This window comes from Halorussus rarus, from assembly GCF_003369835.1.
Lineage (GTDB): Archaea > Halobacteriota > Halobacteria > Halobacteriales > Haladaptataceae > Halorussus > Halorussus rarus.
This window is the reverse complement of record NZ_QPMJ01000001.1, coordinates 1-16310: the sequence shown is the minus strand read 5'-3', so window position 1 is coordinate 16310 and position 16310 is coordinate 1. Positions and strand designations below refer to the sequence as shown.

At 68.1% G+C, this 16310-nt stretch carries 11 protein-coding genes, 2 tRNA genes and 1 pseudogene; 6 read left to right on the top strand and 8 right to left on the bottom strand.

Annotation, left to right across the window (positions count from 1 at the left end):
• Nucleotides 1-126: 126 nt before the first annotated feature.
• From DVR07_RS00070 to DVR07_RS00035, 8 genes are all read right to left on the bottom strand, one after another.
• Nucleotides 127-1839, bottom strand: coding sequence for a pyrroloquinoline quinone-dependent dehydrogenase (locus DVR07_RS00070; protein WP_115794756.1), 1713 nt, complete (start codon nt 1837-1839; stop codon nt 127-129).
• Complete coding sequence (locus DVR07_RS00065) at nt 1836-2768, bottom strand: hypothetical protein (RefSeq protein WP_115794755.1); 933 nt, start codon at nt 2766-2768, stop codon at nt 1836-1838. Before DVR07_RS00065 ends, DVR07_RS00070 begins: the two co-directional genes overlap by 4 nt.
• 205 nt (nt 2769-2973) lie before the next feature.
• Nucleotides 2974-3411: a NusA-like transcription termination signal-binding factor gene (locus DVR07_RS00060; RefSeq protein WP_115794754.1), complete on the bottom strand. Its 438-nt coding sequence runs from the start codon at nt 3409-3411 to the stop codon at nt 2974-2976.
• Between the two features lie 2 nt (nt 3412-3413).
• A complete protein-coding gene (gene rpoA2, locus DVR07_RS00055; RefSeq protein WP_115794753.1) occupies nt 3414-4607 on the bottom strand; it encodes a DNA-directed RNA polymerase subunit A'' in 1194 nt (397 codons plus the stop codon).
• A 24-nt stretch (nt 4608-4631) separates the two neighbouring features.
• Nucleotides 4632-7559, bottom strand: a complete 2928-nt coding sequence (locus DVR07_RS00050) for a DNA-directed RNA polymerase subunit A' (RefSeq protein ID WP_115794752.1) — start codon at nt 7557-7559, stop codon at nt 4632-4634.
• A gap of 1 nt (nt 7560) precedes the next feature.
• A complete protein-coding gene (rpoB, locus tag DVR07_RS00045; RefSeq protein WP_115794751.1) occupies nt 7561-9387 on the bottom strand; it encodes a DNA-directed RNA polymerase subunit B in 1827 nt (608 codons plus the stop codon).
• Between the two features lies 1 nt (nt 9388).
• Complete coding sequence (locus tag DVR07_RS00040; protein WP_115794750.1) at nt 9389-10954, bottom strand: DNA-directed RNA polymerase subunit B''; 1566 nt, start codon at nt 10952-10954, stop codon at nt 9389-9391.
• 2 nt (nt 10955-10956) lie between these two features.
• Complete coding sequence (locus DVR07_RS00035) at nt 10957-11184, bottom strand: DNA-directed RNA polymerase subunit H (RefSeq protein WP_115794749.1); 228 nt, start codon at nt 11182-11184, stop codon at nt 10957-10959.
• Nucleotides 11185-11481: 297 nt separating this feature from the next.
• Here DVR07_RS00035 and DVR07_RS00030 point away from each other — a divergent pair.
• The 6 genes and pseudogenes from DVR07_RS00030 to DVR07_RS00005 form a co-directional block, all read left to right on the top strand.
• A tRNA-Asp gene (locus DVR07_RS00030) sits at nt 11482-11554 on the top strand.
• 29 nt (nt 11555-11583) lie between these two features.
• A pseudogene (locus tag DVR07_RS00025) lies at nt 11584-11814 on the top strand (group I intron-associated PD-(D/E)XK endonuclease); the annotation flags it as partial.
• A 107-nt stretch (nt 11815-11921) separates the two neighbouring features.
• Nucleotides 11922-11994 (top strand) — tRNA-Asp (locus tag DVR07_RS00020).
• A 407-nt stretch (nt 11995-12401) separates the two neighbouring features.
• Nucleotides 12402-14291: a hypothetical protein gene (locus DVR07_RS00015; RefSeq protein ID WP_162829382.1), complete on the top strand. Its 1890-nt coding sequence runs from the start codon at nt 12402-12404 to the stop codon at nt 14289-14291.
• A 34-nt stretch (nt 14292-14325) separates the two neighbouring features.
• On the top strand, nt 14326-15942 hold the full coding sequence (locus tag DVR07_RS00010) for a cell division protein FtsZ (RefSeq protein ID WP_115794746.1): 1617 nt from the start codon (nt 14326-14328) through the stop codon (nt 15940-15942).
• Between the two features lie 4 nt (nt 15943-15946).
• On the top strand, nt 15947-16310 hold a 364-nt coding region (locus DVR07_RS00005; protein WP_162829381.1), incomplete at its 3' end, for a hypothetical protein.

The following is a 16310-nucleotide window of genomic DNA, read 5'->3' as shown; positions in this document are numbered from 1 at the left end:
GCCGCAGATCGCTCAAGCGGGGCCGATTACGCCGTCTGAGCCGGTCTCGGAGAACAGTTCTGCGCGCCGCTTAGCTCCGGTTCGGTCAGCAGAGTCGCTCGCGTCCGAAAAATGGGGTCGCGGGTCCTACTCCTCGAGCGAGAACACGCCGACCGTCCGGCCGTCCCGGGCCGACCGGAGGCCGCCGCCGCCGGCCTGGACCGCGACGTACTGCTTGCCGACCTCGGGGTCGTACCAGCTCATCGGCGAGGCGTTGACCGACGCGTCGAACTGGTACTGCCAGAGCCGCTCGCCCGACTCGGAGTCCAGAGCCATGAACTCCCCGTCGCCGTTGCCGACGAAGGTGAGCCCGGTCGTCGTGCTCATCGAGCCGCCCATCGAGAACTCCTGCCACTCGTGCTGCCAGGCGACCTCGCCGCTCACCGGGTCCACCGCCGAGAAGATGGCCCTGTTGCCGCTCCACTCCTCGGGCGCCGGTCCGGGGTCGTCCATCGCCGGGTAGACGGTGAAGCTCCCGCCGAGGTACGTCGAGGGGTACTCCCACTCGCCGACCTCGTCCCACTGGAACTTGCTCGGGTAGTTCATCGCCTTGACGTGGACGTTCCCGGTCTCGCGGCTGTACGACGCCGGGTTCCACTCACCGCCGCCGTCGGCCGAGGGCATGATCCACGGCGTGTCCTCGAGGTTGTCCTGCGGGAGGTGCCACATGTTGAGGTGCTGGCAGAACTCCCTGCTCCGCTCGTAGAGCTTGCCGTCCCGGGCGCCCAGCAGGTAGTTCCACCCGGTCTTCCCGGCGTGGCTGACCATCTTGCGGTTCTCGCCGTCGACCTCGGTCTCGAACAGCACCGGCGGCTGGGACGCGTCCCAGTCCCACCAGTCGTGCTGGACCTCCTGGAAGTACCACTGGACGTCGCCCGACTGGGTGTCGAGCGCGACGATCGCGTCGGAGTACGGGTTCGGGCCCGGCCGGACGATGCCGTTGACGTCCGGGCCGGGGTTGCCGACGCTGGCGTACAGGGTGTCGGTGTCGGGGTCGACCGTGATGGTCATCCAGTTGGTCGCCGCCCCGTTCTGCCAGGCGTCGCCGACCCACTGCTCCTCGGGCAGCATCGAGGTGCGCCACTCGCGCTCGCCCGTCCGAGCGTTGACGGACTCGATGAAGCCCTGGACGCCGTACTCGCCGCCCGCGCTCCCGTTGAGGACGCTCCCCTCGTAGACGACCGGCGCCCACGTCGCCGAGTAGCCCTGGCCGGTGGGCGCGGAGTCGTACAGCCACTCCTGCTCGCCGGTGTACCGGTTGATGGCGACGAGGTTGGCGTCGAGCGTCGTCATGAAGAGTCGGTTGCCGCGGACCGCGACCCCGCGGTTGTTCGACCCGCAGCACAGCAGCGCCGCCCGCTTGTCGGGGCCGTCCTCGCCGGGCGCGTACCGGTAGGTCCAGATGACCTCGCCCGACCGGGCGTTGACCGCCCGGACCACGTCGGGGCCGTTGGTCTGGTACATGATGGGCGGGTCCGACGGGACGACGACCGGCGTCCCCTCGAGCTTCCCGCGCTCGACCTGGTTCTCGACCTCGATGGTGTACTCCAGGTCGAGGCTCCCGACGTTCTCCGGCGTGATGACGTCGGCGGTCGTGAACCGCTGCTGGCGGTAGCCGCCGCCGTACATCAGCCAGCTCTCGGGGTCGTCGCCCGAGTCCATCAGCATCTGGCGGGTGACCCTGAGCCGCGGGATCTGCTGGCCGTCCTGCCGGATCGTCTCGGGTCCGTCCGCGAGGTACTCGACCGTCACTCCCTCCTCCGTGCGCCGAACGTCGGCGTGCGGTTCGTCGATGCTCATCGCGAATCACCTCCGATCGGCGCGCGCTGGTCGTCGCCGATCCTGAACAGGTCGGCCTCGATCCGCTCCTGACCGCGGATCGCGACCGCCGAGCCCCCGGCGAGCCCGGCGGCGAGCTGGCTGTCGGACAGTTCCTCGGGGCCGGCGAGGTCGCGGGCGGCCGAGACGAACAGGTGGATGCCCCCGAGCATCTGCTTGACGTCCCAGACGCCGTCCGCCAGCATCTCCTCGGTCAGTAGCATCTCGCGCTGCCAAAGCTGCTGGTCGAGCTCGTCGATCCACAGCAGCGCGCCGCCGAGCGCCCGCTGGTGGAGCGGCGCGACGTTCGCCGGGTCGAACTCCTCCGGGTCGGCCGGCAGCGCCGCGGTCGAGACCCAGTGCGAGAGCCGGTCGTTCTCGTTCACCGCGTCGACCACCGCCGCGGTCCGCTCGCGCTCGTCGAGCCCCGCCTCGGCCAGCGCCGCGGTCAGCGGCTCGGCCCGGACGAGCTCGGTCGCGGTCGCCCGGACGTGCTCGGGCGTGAACTCCGGCAGGTGGCGCTCGGCCGACGCGAAGAAGCCGACATCGGCCAGGTGGTCGTAGGCCTCCCACGCCGGGGCGGCGATCTCCTGATACGCGGTCGCGCCCGGTTCGTCCGGGAACCCCGCCTCCCGGAGCGCGGGCAGTTCGGCGATGCTCGCGGCGATACCGTCCCGAGCCGACGCCAGCCGACCCGCGTCGAGGCCGCCGGCGAGGTCGGCCCGGATCTGCTCGCCGTACGTCGCCATCTCCTCGGACGCCTCCGCGCCGACAGCGCCCCGGAGGTCGCCCAGCGAGAACTCCGCGGCCGCGCCGACGCTCCCCGCCACGCCCAGCACCTTGAGGAAGTTCCGCCTGTCTCGTTCGTCAACGTCCGGTACCTCGTCGAGTATCGTGTCAGTTTCCCCCATTCGAATCCCCACGGTAACGTCGGCAGTGTCGAGGTTTTACTTTTCCCTCGGAAACGGGTGTCGCGCCGCTAAAATTTCCGGAGGCGACCAGTCTTTGGAACGGTCGCCGGCGGACACCCGGTCCGGAGCCGTGCCGTGCGGTAGCGGACGAAACCGGGCGGAAAACGAAGGTGTCGAGTCGAACGGAAGACGACCCGCGAGCCGCTCAGGTCAGCTGGATGTCGTCGATGTCGTAGTGGCGCTTCGCGAGCTTCTCGGCGGCCCGGATGTTGCGCCCGTCCTCGCCGATGGCGATACCGGTGTCGGCCGAGTCGACCTCGGCGTAGGCGACGATCTCGTCGTCCTCGCTGACGGTGACGTTGTACACCGCCGCCGGCGCCAGCGCGTTGGCGACGAACGCCTCGGGCGTGTCGGCGTCCTCGACCAGCACCACCGACCGGCCCAGTTGATCCTCGATCTCCCGGACGGTCTCGCCGCCAGAGCCGATGGCCTTCGCCATGTCGCCGGGCTTGACCAGGAACACCACGCGCTCCTCGTCGCCCTCGTCGTCCTCGAAGACGACGCAGTCGCGGGCGGTCGCGCCCGTCTCGTCCTCGAAGAGGGCGATGAACTGGCGGGCCGTGTCCGAGAGCGTGACGACCATGCTCAGTCGGAGGCCTCGGGCTCGCCGCCCGACGTCGACGACCCCATCCGGAGGTCGACGTCGCCGGTCCCGAGCTTGATGGGCTTGCCGACGATGACGTTCTCGGTCACGCCGTTGAGGTCGTCGACCTCGCCGTGGATGGCGGCGTCGAGCAGGTGGTTGACCGTGACCTCGAACGCCGCCCGGGCCAGGACGGACTCCTTGCTACCCGAGATGCCGTGGCGGCCGATGGACTCGATCTCGCCGCGGTTGGTCATGATGTCGGCGACCAGCATCAGGTGGCGGATGTTCACGTCGTCGAGACCCTGCTCCTCGAGCGTGTTCATCGTCTCCTCGATGATGGCCTCGCGGGCCGCCTCGATGCCGAGGTTCTTGTGGATCTCGTGGATGTTGTTCGAGGTGGTCCGGGAGGCGTCGACGCCCTCGATCTCCATGACGTCGCCGAACGCCGACCCCTCGGTGTAGAGGACGAACTCCTCGCCCTCGTCGAGCTGCTCCTTCCGGATGACCACGCGGGAGATGTCCTCGATGCCCTTGAACACGATGTCGCGGAGCTGCTCGACCAGCTGGAGCAGGTCCCGATAGCTCGGCTCCTGGGGACCGAACTCGATGACCGCGCCCTGCTGGGTGGTCTGGACGCCGAGCTCGTCCTCGATGATCTCGGCGACCTCCTCGGGGGTGATCATCCGCTCCGTGAGGGTGTCCTCGTTGAGGTCGATCGAGACCACCATGTCGGCGACGTTGGTCGAGATGTCGCCCAGCGCCAGGATGCGGGTCGCCTCGATCTGCCAGACGACCTCGTGGGCCTTCTCGCGGTCGGTGGCGTACTCGTCCTCGAGGTGGACCGTCATCATCGGCGTGTCGGGGGTCTTCCGGGCGTCGACCAGCTCGATGAGCCGGGGCAGCCCCTGGGTCACGTCAATCTCGGCCACGCCCGCGTAGTGGAACGTGTTCATCGTCATCTGGGTGCCCGGCTCCCCGATGGACTGGGCCGAGACGGTCCCGACGGGGTCGAGCGGGTCGACCCGCGTGTCGAGGTACCGGTTCTCGACCGCCTGGGTGATCTGGTCGGTCTGCTCGGCGGTGACGCCGTCGCGGCGCTCCACGGTGCTGTACACCTCGTCCTTCAGCCGTCGCGGGAGGTCGGTGTCCTCGACGACGGCCTCGATGTCTTCGGATACGTCGTAGTCGGTCATGATGTGGATGGGTTGGGTACGGCGTCAGTCGTCGCTCCGGGCCTGCCGGGCGTCGACGTGCTCCGAGAGGTTCGTCGGCGGCTGCTTCTCGCCGAGGAACTCCTGCTTGCGCTCCTCGCTGCCGAACTCCTCCTCGAGGATGCGGTCGGCGATCTGGTCGACGTCGATGTCGCTCTCCTCGTTGGAGGCGACCTTCACCGGGCTGGTGCCGTCCTCGCCGAACTCGAACTGGACGATGGTGTCGGAGGTGTCCCGGACCGTCCCGTCGTACTGGGTCTCGAGCTCGGAGAGGGCGTTGATGAGCCGGCGCTGGAGGTAGCCGGACTTCGAGGTCCGGACCGCCGTGTCGACCAGGCCCTCGCGGCCGCCCATCGCGTGGAAGAAGAACTCCCGGGGGTTGAGCCCGCCGGTGTAGGAGTGCTCCACGAAGCCGTGGGCCTCCGCCGAGAGGTCGTCGGGCTTGTAGTGGCTCAGCGTTCGGTCCTCGTAGCCGCGGTTGATGCGCTCGCCCCGGACCGCCTGCTGACCGACCGCCCCGGCCATCTGGGTCAGGTTGAGCATCGACCCCCGCGCGCCGGACTCGGCCATGACCACCGCGGGGTTGTCGTCGGCGAAGTGGTCCTCGGCGATGTCACCCGCGGAGTCGCGGGCCTTGCCGAGCGTCTGCATAATCTTCATCTCGAGGGTCTCGTCGACGGTGCGGCCGGGCAGCGACTCGAGGTCGCCGTTCTCGTAGGTCTCGATGAGCTCCTCGACCCGGTCGTAGGCGTTGTCGATGGCCTCGTCGATGCGGTCCTGAGCCTCCGGCGGAATCGACTCGTCGTCGATACCGATCGAGAACCCGAAGTGCATGATCGAGCGCATCGCGAGCGCCGCCACCTCGTTGATGAAGATGCGCGAGCGGGTGTTGCCGTACACCTTCGTGATGGTGTCGACGATCTCGCCGCCGAACTCGCCGACCTCGTCCTCGGCGATGGTGCCCTCGACCAGCGTGCCGTCCTCGATGAGGACGTCGTCTCCGACCGTGCCGGTGAACTCCATGTTGAGGTCGCTCGGCAGCAGCTCCGAGAAGATGTCACGCCCGGTCCAGTAGGGCTCGCCGTCCTCGTGGCCCGACGGCTCCGGGAGCTCGTCGATCCGGGTCGCCCGCAGCAGGTCGAGCGCCTGTGTCTCGTTGAAGTGGGGGTTCTGGTTGGTCAGCAGGTACATCCCGGAGATGTGGTCCTGGATGGCTCCGATGATGTTCTCGCCGAACCGCGGCGAGAGGATCTGCTCCTGGACGCGCATCAGGACGCGGGCCTCCGCCCGGGCCTCCTCGTTCTGGAGCGCGTGCATGTTCATCTCGTCGCCGTCGAAGTCGGCGTTGTACGGCGGGCAGACGACCGTGTTGAGCCGGAACGTCTTGTACGGCATCACCACGACCTCGTGGGCCATGATGGACATCCGGTGGAGCGACGGCTGGCGGTTGAAGATGACGATGTCGCCGTCGACCATGTGGCGGTTGACCTCCCAGCCGGCCTCGACCTTCGTCGAGAGCTCCTCGCAGTTCTTCTCGGTCACCTTGAGCCGGCGGCCGTCGGGGCGCTTGACGTAGTTCGCGCCGGGGTGGCCCTCGGGACCGTTGGCGACGTAGCGCCGGGCTTCCTCCTTGTTGCGCTCGGTGACGTTCATCGTCTGGGTCATCTCGCGGGCGACGCGCTCGGGGACGCCGACCTCGTTGAGCGAGAGGGTCGGGTCCGGCGAGATGACGGTCCGGGCCGAGAAGTTCACGCGCTTCCCGGAGAGGCTCCCCCGGAACCGGCCCTCCTTGCCCTTCAGCCGCTGGCTGAGCGTCTTCAGCGGCCGACCGGAGCGGTGGCGGGCCGGCGGCGTGCCCGAGATCTCGTTGTCCATGAACGTGGTGACGTGGTACTGGAGCAGCTCCCAGAGGTCCTCGATGATGAGCTGGGGCGCGCCCGCCTCGCGGTTCTCCATGAACCGCTGGTTGATGCGGATGATGTCGACCAGCTTGTGGGTCAGGTCGTCCTCGGAGCGCTGGCCGTTGTCGAGCGTGATGGACGGGCGGGCCGTCACCGGCGGCACGGGCAGCACCGTCAGGATCATCCACTCGGGCCGCGAGCGCTCCGAGTTGATGCCCAGAACCTCGACGTCCTCGTCCGGGATGTCCTCGAACCAGTCCCGGATGTCGCTGGGCATCAGCTTGTTCATGTCCTCCTCGGTGAGGTCGATGTCGAGCGCCTTCTCGAGGGCCTTCCGGTCGGACTCCCGGGGCCGGAACTCGCCCGACATGATCTCGTTGATGCGCGAGAGGTCGATGCCGGTCTGCTCGGCCAGCTCCTGGGGCGCGATGGGTTCGCGCTCCTCCTCGTCGTCCTCGTCTCCGCTCTGGCCCTGCATCGCGGCCGCGATCTGCTCGGAGTACTCGCTGGTGAGGACCTGCTGGACCTCGTAGTAGGTGGTGGGCTTCTCGTGGTTGATGTCGTACTGGACCTCGCCGCAGAACGGGCACCGGTCCTTCTTGCGGGCCTCCCGGATGGCGGCCTTGGTGACGTCGTTGATGTCGTTACCCAGTTCCCGCGTCCGGGTCAGGTTCGACTCGTACTTGGCCTTCTCGTCGTCGGTCAGCAGGAGCCGCGAGCAGTTCCGACAGGTGCCCCGGAGCAGTCGCCGGATGAGCTTCGTGAACCCGACGTGGATGACGGGCGCGGCGAGTTCGATGTGGCCGAAGTGGCCGTTACACGACCCCGAGTGCTTCCCGCAGGTCTTGCACTCCAGCCCGGGGTCGATGACGCCCAGCCGGGGGTCCATCAGCCCCATGTCGATGGGGAAGCCGTCGTCGTCGTAGGTGTCGGCCGTGATGATCTTGGTCGCCGACATCTCTCGGTACTCCTCGGGGTCCATCAGCCCGAAGCTGATCTCGCCGATCTCCTTGGGTGTTTGTCCTGTTGACATGTTAGACTGCGTCCTCCAGTTCGAGTCGCGGGGCGATGCCGAGCGCCTTCATCTCGTCGAGCAGGAGCTTGAACGCGTAGGACATCTCGATCTCGTGGATGTCGGTCTCCTCGTCGCAGTTCGGGCAGTAGACGCGGTTCTGCTCGACGTTCTCGACCGCGCTCATGCCGCAGTTCGCGCAGACGTAGATCCACTCGCGGTCCGACTCGTCGAGCAGTCGCTCCTTCAGGGTCAGGGCCGCGCCGTGCCCGATGAGCACGTCGCGCTCCATCTCCCCGACCCGGAGGCCGCCCTCGCGGGCCCGGCCCTCGGTGGGCTGGCGGGTGAGCACCTGCACCGGGCCGCGCGAGCGGGCGTGGAGCTTGTTCGAGACCATGTGGTAGAGCTTCTGGTAGAAGATGGTCCCGATGAAGATTTCGGCCTCGATCTTCTCGCCGGTGACGCCGGAGTACATGATCTCCTTGCCCGAGGACTTGAAGCCCTGCTCCTCGAGGCCGCCGCGGAGTTCCTCCTCGTCCTCGCCGGTGAACGGCGTCCCGTCGACGCGCCGCCCTTCGAGCGCGCCGACCTTGCCGCCGATCATCTCCAGCACGTGGCCGACCGTCATCCGGGACGGCAGCGCGTGGGGATTGATGATGAGGTCGGGCACGACGCCCTCCTCGGTGAACGGCATGTCCTCCTGGGGCGCGATGTGGCCGACGACGCCCTTCTGGCCGTGCCGGGACGCGAACTTGTCGCCGAGTTCGGGGATGCGCTCGTCGCGCACCGACACCTTCGAGAGCTTCGAGCCGTCCTCGCCCTCCATCAGGGTGACGGTGTCGACGACGCCCGATTCGCCCGAGCGCATCGTGACCGAGGTTTCGCGCCGCTTCTGCGGGGAGAGGCCGCCCATATCGTCGGGCTCCTCGAGGAACCGGGGCGGGCTCGTCTTCCCGAGCAGCACGGAGTTCTCGTCGACCCGGGTCTCGGGGTTGACCAGACCGTCCTCGTCGAGGTGCGTGTAGGCGTCCTCACCGCGGGCGCCCCGCACGTCGTCGCTCGGAATCTCGAAGCGGTCCTCCTGGCCGCCCGGATACCGGCGCTCCTCGCCCTCGTAGGTCCGGAAGAAGTGCGACCGGGCGAGCGCGCGGTCGACCGAGCCGCCGTTGAGCACCAGCGCGTCCTCGATGTTGAACCCCTCGTAGGACATGACGGCGACCGTGAAGTTCTGGGCCGCGGGCCGCTCGTCGTAGCCGATCTGCTCGGTGGTCTGGGTCTTGACCATCGAGAGCTGGGGGTAGTGCAGCAGGTGCTGGCGGGTGTCGGGCCGGATGCGGTAGTTGGCCGCCGGCAGCCCGAGCGACTGCTTGATCATCCCCGACCCCATCGTGATCCGGGGTGAGGCGTTGTGCTCGGGGTACGGCACCATGCCCGCGCCGATGCCGAAGATGAGCTGCGGGTCGACCTCGAGGTGGGTGTGGTCCTCAGTGAGGTGCTCCTCGTCGACCGCGACGTAGATGTCCTCCTCCTCCTCGGCGTCGATGAACTCGACCTTCCCGCGCTCGACGAGGTCCTCGAAGTCGAGGTCGCCGTTCTTGAGCGCCTCGACCTCCTCCTCGGTCGCGAGGGGTTCGCCGTTCTCGACGACCAGCAGCGGACGGCGCGCCCGGCCGGCGTCGGCGTTGATGATGACCTCGCGGGTCCGCTCCTTGATGGAGACGTTGACCATCTCGCTCACGTCGCCCCGGCGGCGCGCGTGGCGGACCTGCTCGGCGAGCTGTTCCGGGTCGGGGTGGGTCCCGACCAGACTACCGTTCACGTATACTTTCGCTTCTCGTCCCTGACTCATGTTAGTCGTCCGCGCTCGCGGTTGATTCGACGCCCTCGATGCCCGGGATGCCCTCGACGCCCATCGAGGCCAGCTCCCGCTTCAGTCCCTGTTCGTCGTCGATGTTCTGGGAGAGCTCCATCGCCTGCGCGAAGTTCTTCACCAGCCCACAGTTCGGTCCCTCCGGGGTCTCGGAGGGACAGATGCGACCCCACTGGGTCGCGTGGAGGTCCCGCGCCTCGAAGTGGGGCTGGCTGCGCGACAGCGGCGAGCGGAGCCGCCGGAGGTGGCTGAGCACCCCCATGAAGTCGGTCCGGTCGACCAGCTGGCTCACGCCCGAGCGGCCGCCGACCCAGTTGCCCGTCGCGATGGGGTGTTCGAGCCGCTCGGTCAGCACGTCCGACCGCACCACGGTGTTGACCGAGAGCTGGCGGTTCCGCATATTGGCCCGCTCGAGCTGGTACTTCACGTCCCGGGCCAGCTTGTTCAGCGCGGTCCGGAACAGGTCCTTCATCAGGTCGCCGCTGACCTTCAGCCGCTTGTTGGCGTAGTGGTCCTTGTCGTCGGGTTCGCGCCGGTCGAGCGCGAGCTCGAAGCACGCCTCGGCCATCCGGCAGAGGTAGTACGCCTTGTTGATCCGGACGTCCTCCTCCTCGACGCCCTCCTCGTGGAGGTGCGGCAGGAGGTAGCGGTCGATGACGTAGTTGGCCCGCTTGAGCTGGTAGTTCTTCCCCTGGCCCGAGGCGACGCGCTTGCCGAGCGTCTCGATGGCCTCCTCCTCGGTCTGGACGTCGGCGGCCTCCAGGTTCTCCAGCATGAACTTCACGATCTCGGGGTCATCCGAGACCCGGTGGACGATCTCCTCGTCGGATTCGAGCCCGAGCGCACGGACGAGCGTCACGAAGTTGACGCTCCCCGAGACCGAGGGGAACGACACCTCGAGCAGCCCGTCGCGGGTCCGCTCGACCAGCACCAGCGCGCGGTAGCCCCGGCGCTGGCTGAACGTCTTGGCGACCTGGATCTCGTCGCCGTACTTGGTGTCGTACTCCGCGAGGATCTTGTTCGGCGCGAGGTCCTCGCTGGTCATTAGCACGCGCTCCGAGCCGTTGACGATGAAGTAGCCGCCGGGGTCGGCGGGGTCCTCGCCGATCTCGACGAGTTCGTCGTCGGAGAAGCCCGCGATGTTGCACTTCTCGGAGCCGACCATGATGGGCATCCGGCCCACCTTGGTCTCGGTGGCGTCGACGACGCGCTCGTCCTCGCCCTCGCCCTTCACGATGGACATCTCCATGAACACGGGCGCGGCGTAGGTGATGTTGCGCAGCCGGGCCTCCTGGGGGTACAGGAGCTCCTCGCTGCCGTCGGCCTCTCGCACGCGCGGTGTTACGATTCGCACGTCGCCGAGTTCGACGTGGACCGGTTCCTCGTCCTCCTTGTCGCCGATGTCCGTGTCTATCGTCCCTTTCTCGTCGACGACCTCCTGCATGCCGCGGCCCAGGAAGCTGTTGAACGAGCGGTAGTGGTGTTCGGCGAGCCGTTCCTTCGAGAAGTACTCTCGGGAGATGGCGCGTCTGTCTTCTCTGTTCATTGTTAGTCTACGACCAGTCGGTAAATTGTCGCGGTGTCTGTCGTTCGGGAGTCGCGCACGATTTTGATGACGTCACCGACCTCCGCGTCGTCGGGTACTGCGGCGTCGGTGCGCTGGATCTTGGGCAAGTCGGTCGGTTTGATGTCGTACTCCTCCATCACGTCGTCTAGCTCGTCGTCGTCGACGACGCTGTGGTCCGGAACCATGTCGTGTTGGCTTACGTCTACCATGTGTGGCGATGGGCTGTCTGGCGAACGGGAGAAATGGCTATCACGAGATACTACAGGGCAATACACAGGGCGCTCATTTAAGACTTGCTAAGTAGCGCCGCGCACGGCTAACTGTTCGACCCACCCCGGTCGAACCGCGGCCGCGGCGGAGTGCCCACGGGTGACACCGACTTTCCGGAACTATAAATCGTTTGGGGCGGTCACCCGCCCGACGGCGACCGGTCGATGGGGGACTACGGCGGGTCCGTTTGAGAAGCCTTAAGTCCGACCGGGGATAACGCAGGAATGCGTCCCGAAGCCCGGGTGGTGTAGTGGCCCATCATACGACCCTGTCACGGTCGTGACGCGGGTTCAAATCCCGCCTCGGGCGCTTTCTTCGGAACTCACGTTCGGAGCGATCTCTACGCGTCGACGGTGAACGCTGAGGGCCGCGTCGAAGCGGACTACACCGCCGAGGAGATCGACGCGTATGCGGTGTATTCGTCCGAGACGGACGCAGTATACTGGGTCCCTATCGAAGAGACCGGGAACGGGGAGATGCGGTTACGAGTCGAGGAACCCCACTCGAAGGCCCCCGAATCGCGGTTACACTGGGCAGACGAGTATCGCATGTCGGAGCGGTTCGAGTAAGACGGGGTGCGGTTTCTTTCCGCTCGGGGTACGTCAGTAGCTCACAATGGCCGGCGAAACCGACACCCATTAATAATCCCGGAGGGAACGAAGAAGTGCGTACGAGAGCCCGGGTGGTGTAGTGGCCCATCATACGACCCTGTCACGGTCGTGACGCGGGTTCAAATCCCGCCTCGGGCGTCTTTCTGTTGCGACCAACGACGAACGGGACACGTCAGTGTCGAGTGAGTCCGGTCGCAACGAAACGCGAAGAAGGGATTTGAACACAAGGAGTCGCACGCCCGGAACGGCCCGCAGGGCCGCACGCCCGGACCGCCTCCGCTCGAGTTCAAATCCCGCCTCGGGCGCTTTCTCAAGGTTACGAGTGTAAGGAGAGACGCTTCGTCACCGAATGCAGTTCCGCGGTTCCGTAGTCGTCCGGAGCCGTCGCTCGCCGGAGTGCGAGCCCCGGACTGACCCCTCGATAATTCGAAACGCCGGCGCGTTCGCGCGACCCCGATGTCCGAAAATCCCGCCGCCAGCCCGGCGTTTCGGTCGCGGGACCGAGGGCAAACGTTTTTGAAACCCCCCTGAGAGATGTGTAGGTGATGGCTACAGGTCGTCAAACGAAAACGACGCTCGCGGCGTGGGGGCTGGCAGGGGTACCGATTCTCGCGACGCTGGTACAGACGACGCTGGCGATGCTGGAGACGACGCTCGGGTCCGCCGGGCTGGGCGGGATGCAGGACGCGATCCGGTCGGTCGCGGTGTTCGACGCGGCCGCCGTCCTCATGTGGCAGAGTCCGACGCTCGTGTTCGGCCTGTTCGTCCTTATCGCGGGTGCCTGGGTCGCGCAGGGCGTGGCCCAGTTCGGTCGCCGGAACCGGGACGTGACGTTCGCGGCGGCCGGCCTCGTGTCCGTTCTGTTCTTCGCGCTCTTCTTCGGCGTCTACTCCCCCATCTTCGGCATGGACGTGCCCGCGGTGCAGGCGGTCGCGTTCTTCGCGGTGCCGGTGCTGGCCTCCGGCGCGGCGCTGGGCGCCGCGCTCACCCACGACTGGGCCGAGGAGGTCGTCGAGGAGAAGTCGGCCGAGCTCGCCGACGCCGCGGCGGAACTCGACCGCAAGCGCGAGGCGTTCGAGGAGGCGTACCGACGGCGACTCGGCGACCTCGACGCGCTCGCAGACGTGGCGCCGACCGGCGTCGAGCGCGCCCGTGAAGGACGGCAGGAGTTCCTCGACGAGTGCGACGACGTCGCGGCCGACATCGACGCAGCCGAACGGGGCTCGGCCGACGAACTCCGGGCCGACGCCGCGTCGCTCCGGAGTCGGGTTGACGCGCTCGACCCCGACGCCGCGGTCGACGGCATCGACGACGAGCTCCGCGAGCGGGTCGCGTCGGGCGTCAGGACTACTTACGGCACCGTCAAGTGCTGGTCGCGGTACGACCGCGCCTACGAGCTCGTGAACCTGCCCGGCCGCTTCCGCGAGGTCGACGTCCCGGCGTTCGACGCGGCGGTCCACGTCGACCGCGTCGACGAGGCCTTCCTCGACCGGCTCGACCGCGGCGTCGACCTCCAGACCGTCGCGGCGGGGGTCGAGCAGGTCGACAACCACGTCGCGCGCGTAGAAGCCCACCTCGCCGAGCGCGAGGCCGCGTTCGCCGAGACCGCCGAGGCCGCCGAGTCGGACCTCGACGCCGTCGAGGAGAAGGTCGAGCGGTTCGACGGCCGGATCGCCGACCGGCTCCGCGAACTCGTCGTCGAGGGGCGCCACGACGACCTGCCGAGCGTCCGGGCCGTCCGGCGCGACCTCGACGCCGCGAAGGACGCGCTCCACGACTGCCGGTTCGACGACGCCGAGCGGCGGGCCGAGTCGGCCGCGGCCGACGCGGGCGAACTCGTCACGCTCGCGGAGTTCGTCTGGAGCGTGGTCGGCACGGTCGACCACGGCGGCGAGCGCGTGTCGCTCCCGGCCGGCGTCGACGGGGCGATCGTCGCCGAGCTCCGGCCGGCGTTCGAGCGCGACCACGACGTGGAGCTCCGGGTCGAGGCCGGCGCGGTCCGACTCACCTACCCGGACGCCGCGGCGGTCGCCGGCGGGGAGTCCGGGCGCGCCGCGTCCGACCCCGCCCCCGACCCGGAGCCCGAGAGCGACGAAAGCGGACGCGAGGGCGACGACGACCGGGGCGACCGGGCGCGGCCGGAGGAGGTCATCGACTCGGTGCTGTTCGTCCTCCGGGAGCTGAAGAACGCCGGCCGGGAGACCGACGCCGACCGAGCGGAGCTCCAGACCGACGGGCTGCCAGAGAGCGTCGCCTCGCCCGCGGTGCTGACCCAGCTGGAGCGGTTCGGCCGGCGCCAGACCGACGTGGTCGAACGCCTCGACGTCCAGGAGGGCGCGCCGCCGGGGTTCGTCGAGCTGGTGCCGAAGGAGGGCACCTCGACCGACCGAGCGATCGACGCGATCCACGAGCGGTACCAGGAGCAGTACGGATAAGTCGACCGACGACAGGAGTCACGCAGACACAACAATGACCAAGTGCAGAATTTGCTTCCAGACGGAGACGGAATGGGCGGAGGACAGCCTCGACGAACACCTGCTCGGCGCGCACGCGGGCGACGAGACCTCGGTGCGGGCGGTGTACAGCGACCGGTACGACCAGCTGTTCGAGGACGGCGAGCCCGTCGACGTCGGCGGGAACGGCGAGGAGCCCGTCGCGCCCGACGATGCTGACGAACCGGACGACGGTCCGGGCGACCAGTTCGGGAGTTCGGTCGACGACGACCTGCTCGACTCGGCGTACGGCAAGAAGTGGTACATGATCGGCGTCGGCGGCGCGGGCAACAACATCATGGACGCCATCCTGCTCCGGAAGGACACCCTCGAGCGCAACAACGAGGACCGGGCGCTGGTGTGGCGCGGCGGCCTCGCCGGCTACGGGATGCTCAACACCAACATCGCCGAGCTCGAGCAGACCTACTACGCCCAGGAGCTCAAGGAGTACAGCCGCAACGACCTGCTACCCAACGCCATCATCGGATTCGGCAAGCACGACTACTCGGGGATGGGTCGGCGCTGGGACAACGGCGAGAAGGTGGTCCGGGCCGACTTCGAGGAGGGCAACCCCTTCCGCGACCGGTGGGACATGGACCCCCAGGACATCGGCGACGCCCAGGCCATCATGTTCGTCCACAGCGTGACCAAGGGGACCGGGTGCGGGTCGACCCCGGCGCTGGCCGAGCAGATACGGGAGAACGTGCTGTCGGACGACTACGTCATCGACAAGGCGATGCTGAGCTCGGTCGTCATCCCCTCGGCCGAGGACAAGTTCGGCGGCCGGGCCCGGACCAACGGCGCGGTCGGGCTGGCCCGCATCTCCCAGACCGCAGACGCCATCATCCCGTTCAACAACGAGCGGCTCCAGGACGTCCAGGGCGACGTCAAGCCCCGGATCGACGGCATCGAACGGTACAACCCGCCCCAGTACACCGAGCTCAACAAGCCGCTGGTCGCGTACCTCGAGGCGTTCACCATGTCCTCGACGCCCCAGATCGTCGACCAGGACGCCACCATGTCGATCCAGGGCGAGGTGTTCGACGTCTCGGACAGCTTCCGGCCGGTCGAGGACAAGTACCCCCTCGACCTCGACCGGGAGTACACCCCCGCGGTCGTGCTCGCGCCGGTGCTCGGCCGGTCGCGCGACGCCCAGCTCGACGAGTCGGGCCTCGAGATCCTGGTCCGGAACGCGCTGTTCCACAACAAGCTCTCGGACTTCGACCCGACCACGGCGTGGGGCGGCACGTTCCTGGTCTACGGTCCCGAGGAGAAGATGGAGCACGTCTCGCCGTACGTCAACGACAACACGCTCCGCCGAATCATCGGCGGCGACGAGTTCCTGAACGTCGACGACACGAGCGGCGCCGAGTCCATCGACATCCACATCAGCCAGATGGTCATCCCGTACCTCGACGACGTCTACCTCTGGGGCGCGCTCTGGAACCCCCGGATGCCGTCGCTGGAGGCGATGTACGACCACGCCCAGCAGCTCAAGGAGGAGGGCAACAGCCGCCAGGCCGAGAGCCTCCGGGACGTCTGGCACCTGGTCGACCCGCTGTTCTCGTGTCTCGGCCGGGAGAACATGGCGTAGAACCATGGAGGTACTCGTTCCCTTCGGGGGGCTGGCCGCGGCCGGGGTCGCGTGCTCGCTGGCCGCGGTCGGGGTCGCCGGGCTGTTCGGTCGGGACGACGACGGGGACGGCGACCTCGACCGCATCGCCCGGCGACTCGACGCCCGCGAGGACCCGGACGCGATACTCCGGCGGCTCGAAACGCTGGAGAGCGCGGTCGACGACCTGGTGGGCGACGCCGACCTCGACCGCCACCTCCGGGACCCGCCGGCCGCCGACGCCTCGAGCGTCGAGAAGGTCGAGGCGCTCTCGCGGGCGGTCGGCCGCGACCGGCTCTCGATCCGGCCGCCCCGGACCGGCGGCGGGTCGGGCGACGACGCGGCGGTGG

Excerpts from the sequence above, each read along its gene's own strand:
- DVR07_RS00070 (WP_115794756.1), bottom strand. The coding sequence starts at position 1,839 with ATGAGCATCGACGAACCGCACGCCGACGTTCGGCGCACGGAGGAGGGA.
- DVR07_RS00065 (WP_115794755.1), bottom strand. The coding sequence starts at position 2,768 with ATGGGGGAAACTGACACGATACTCGACGAGGTACCGGACGTTGACGAA.
- DVR07_RS00060 (WP_115794754.1), bottom strand. The coding sequence starts at position 3,411 with ATGGTCGTCACGCTCTCGGACACGGCCCGCCAGTTCATCGCCCTCTTC.
- rpoA2 (WP_115794753.1), bottom strand. The coding sequence starts at position 4,607 with ATGACCGACTACGACGTATCCGAAGACATCGAGGCCGTCGTCGAGGAC.
- DVR07_RS00050 (WP_115794752.1), bottom strand. The coding sequence starts at position 7,559 with ATGTCAACAGGACAAACACCCAAGGAGATCGGCGAGATCAGCTTCGGG.
- rpoB (WP_115794751.1), bottom strand. The coding sequence starts at position 9,387 with ATGAGTCAGGGACGAGAAGCGAAAGTATACGTGAACGGTAGTCTGGTC.
- DVR07_RS00040 (WP_115794750.1), bottom strand. The coding sequence starts at position 10,954 with ATGAACAGAGAAGACAGACGCGCCATCTCCCGAGAGTACTTCTCGAAG.
- DVR07_RS00035 (WP_115794749.1), bottom strand. The coding sequence starts at position 11,184 with ATGGTAGACGTAAGCCAACACGACATGGTTCCGGACCACAGCGTCGTC.
- DVR07_RS00015 (WP_162829382.1), top strand. The coding sequence starts at position 12,402 with ATGGCTACAGGTCGTCAAACGAAAACGACGCTCGCGGCGTGGGGGCTG.
- DVR07_RS00010 (WP_115794746.1), top strand. The coding sequence starts at position 14,326 with ATGACCAAGTGCAGAATTTGCTTCCAGACGGAGACGGAATGGGCGGAG.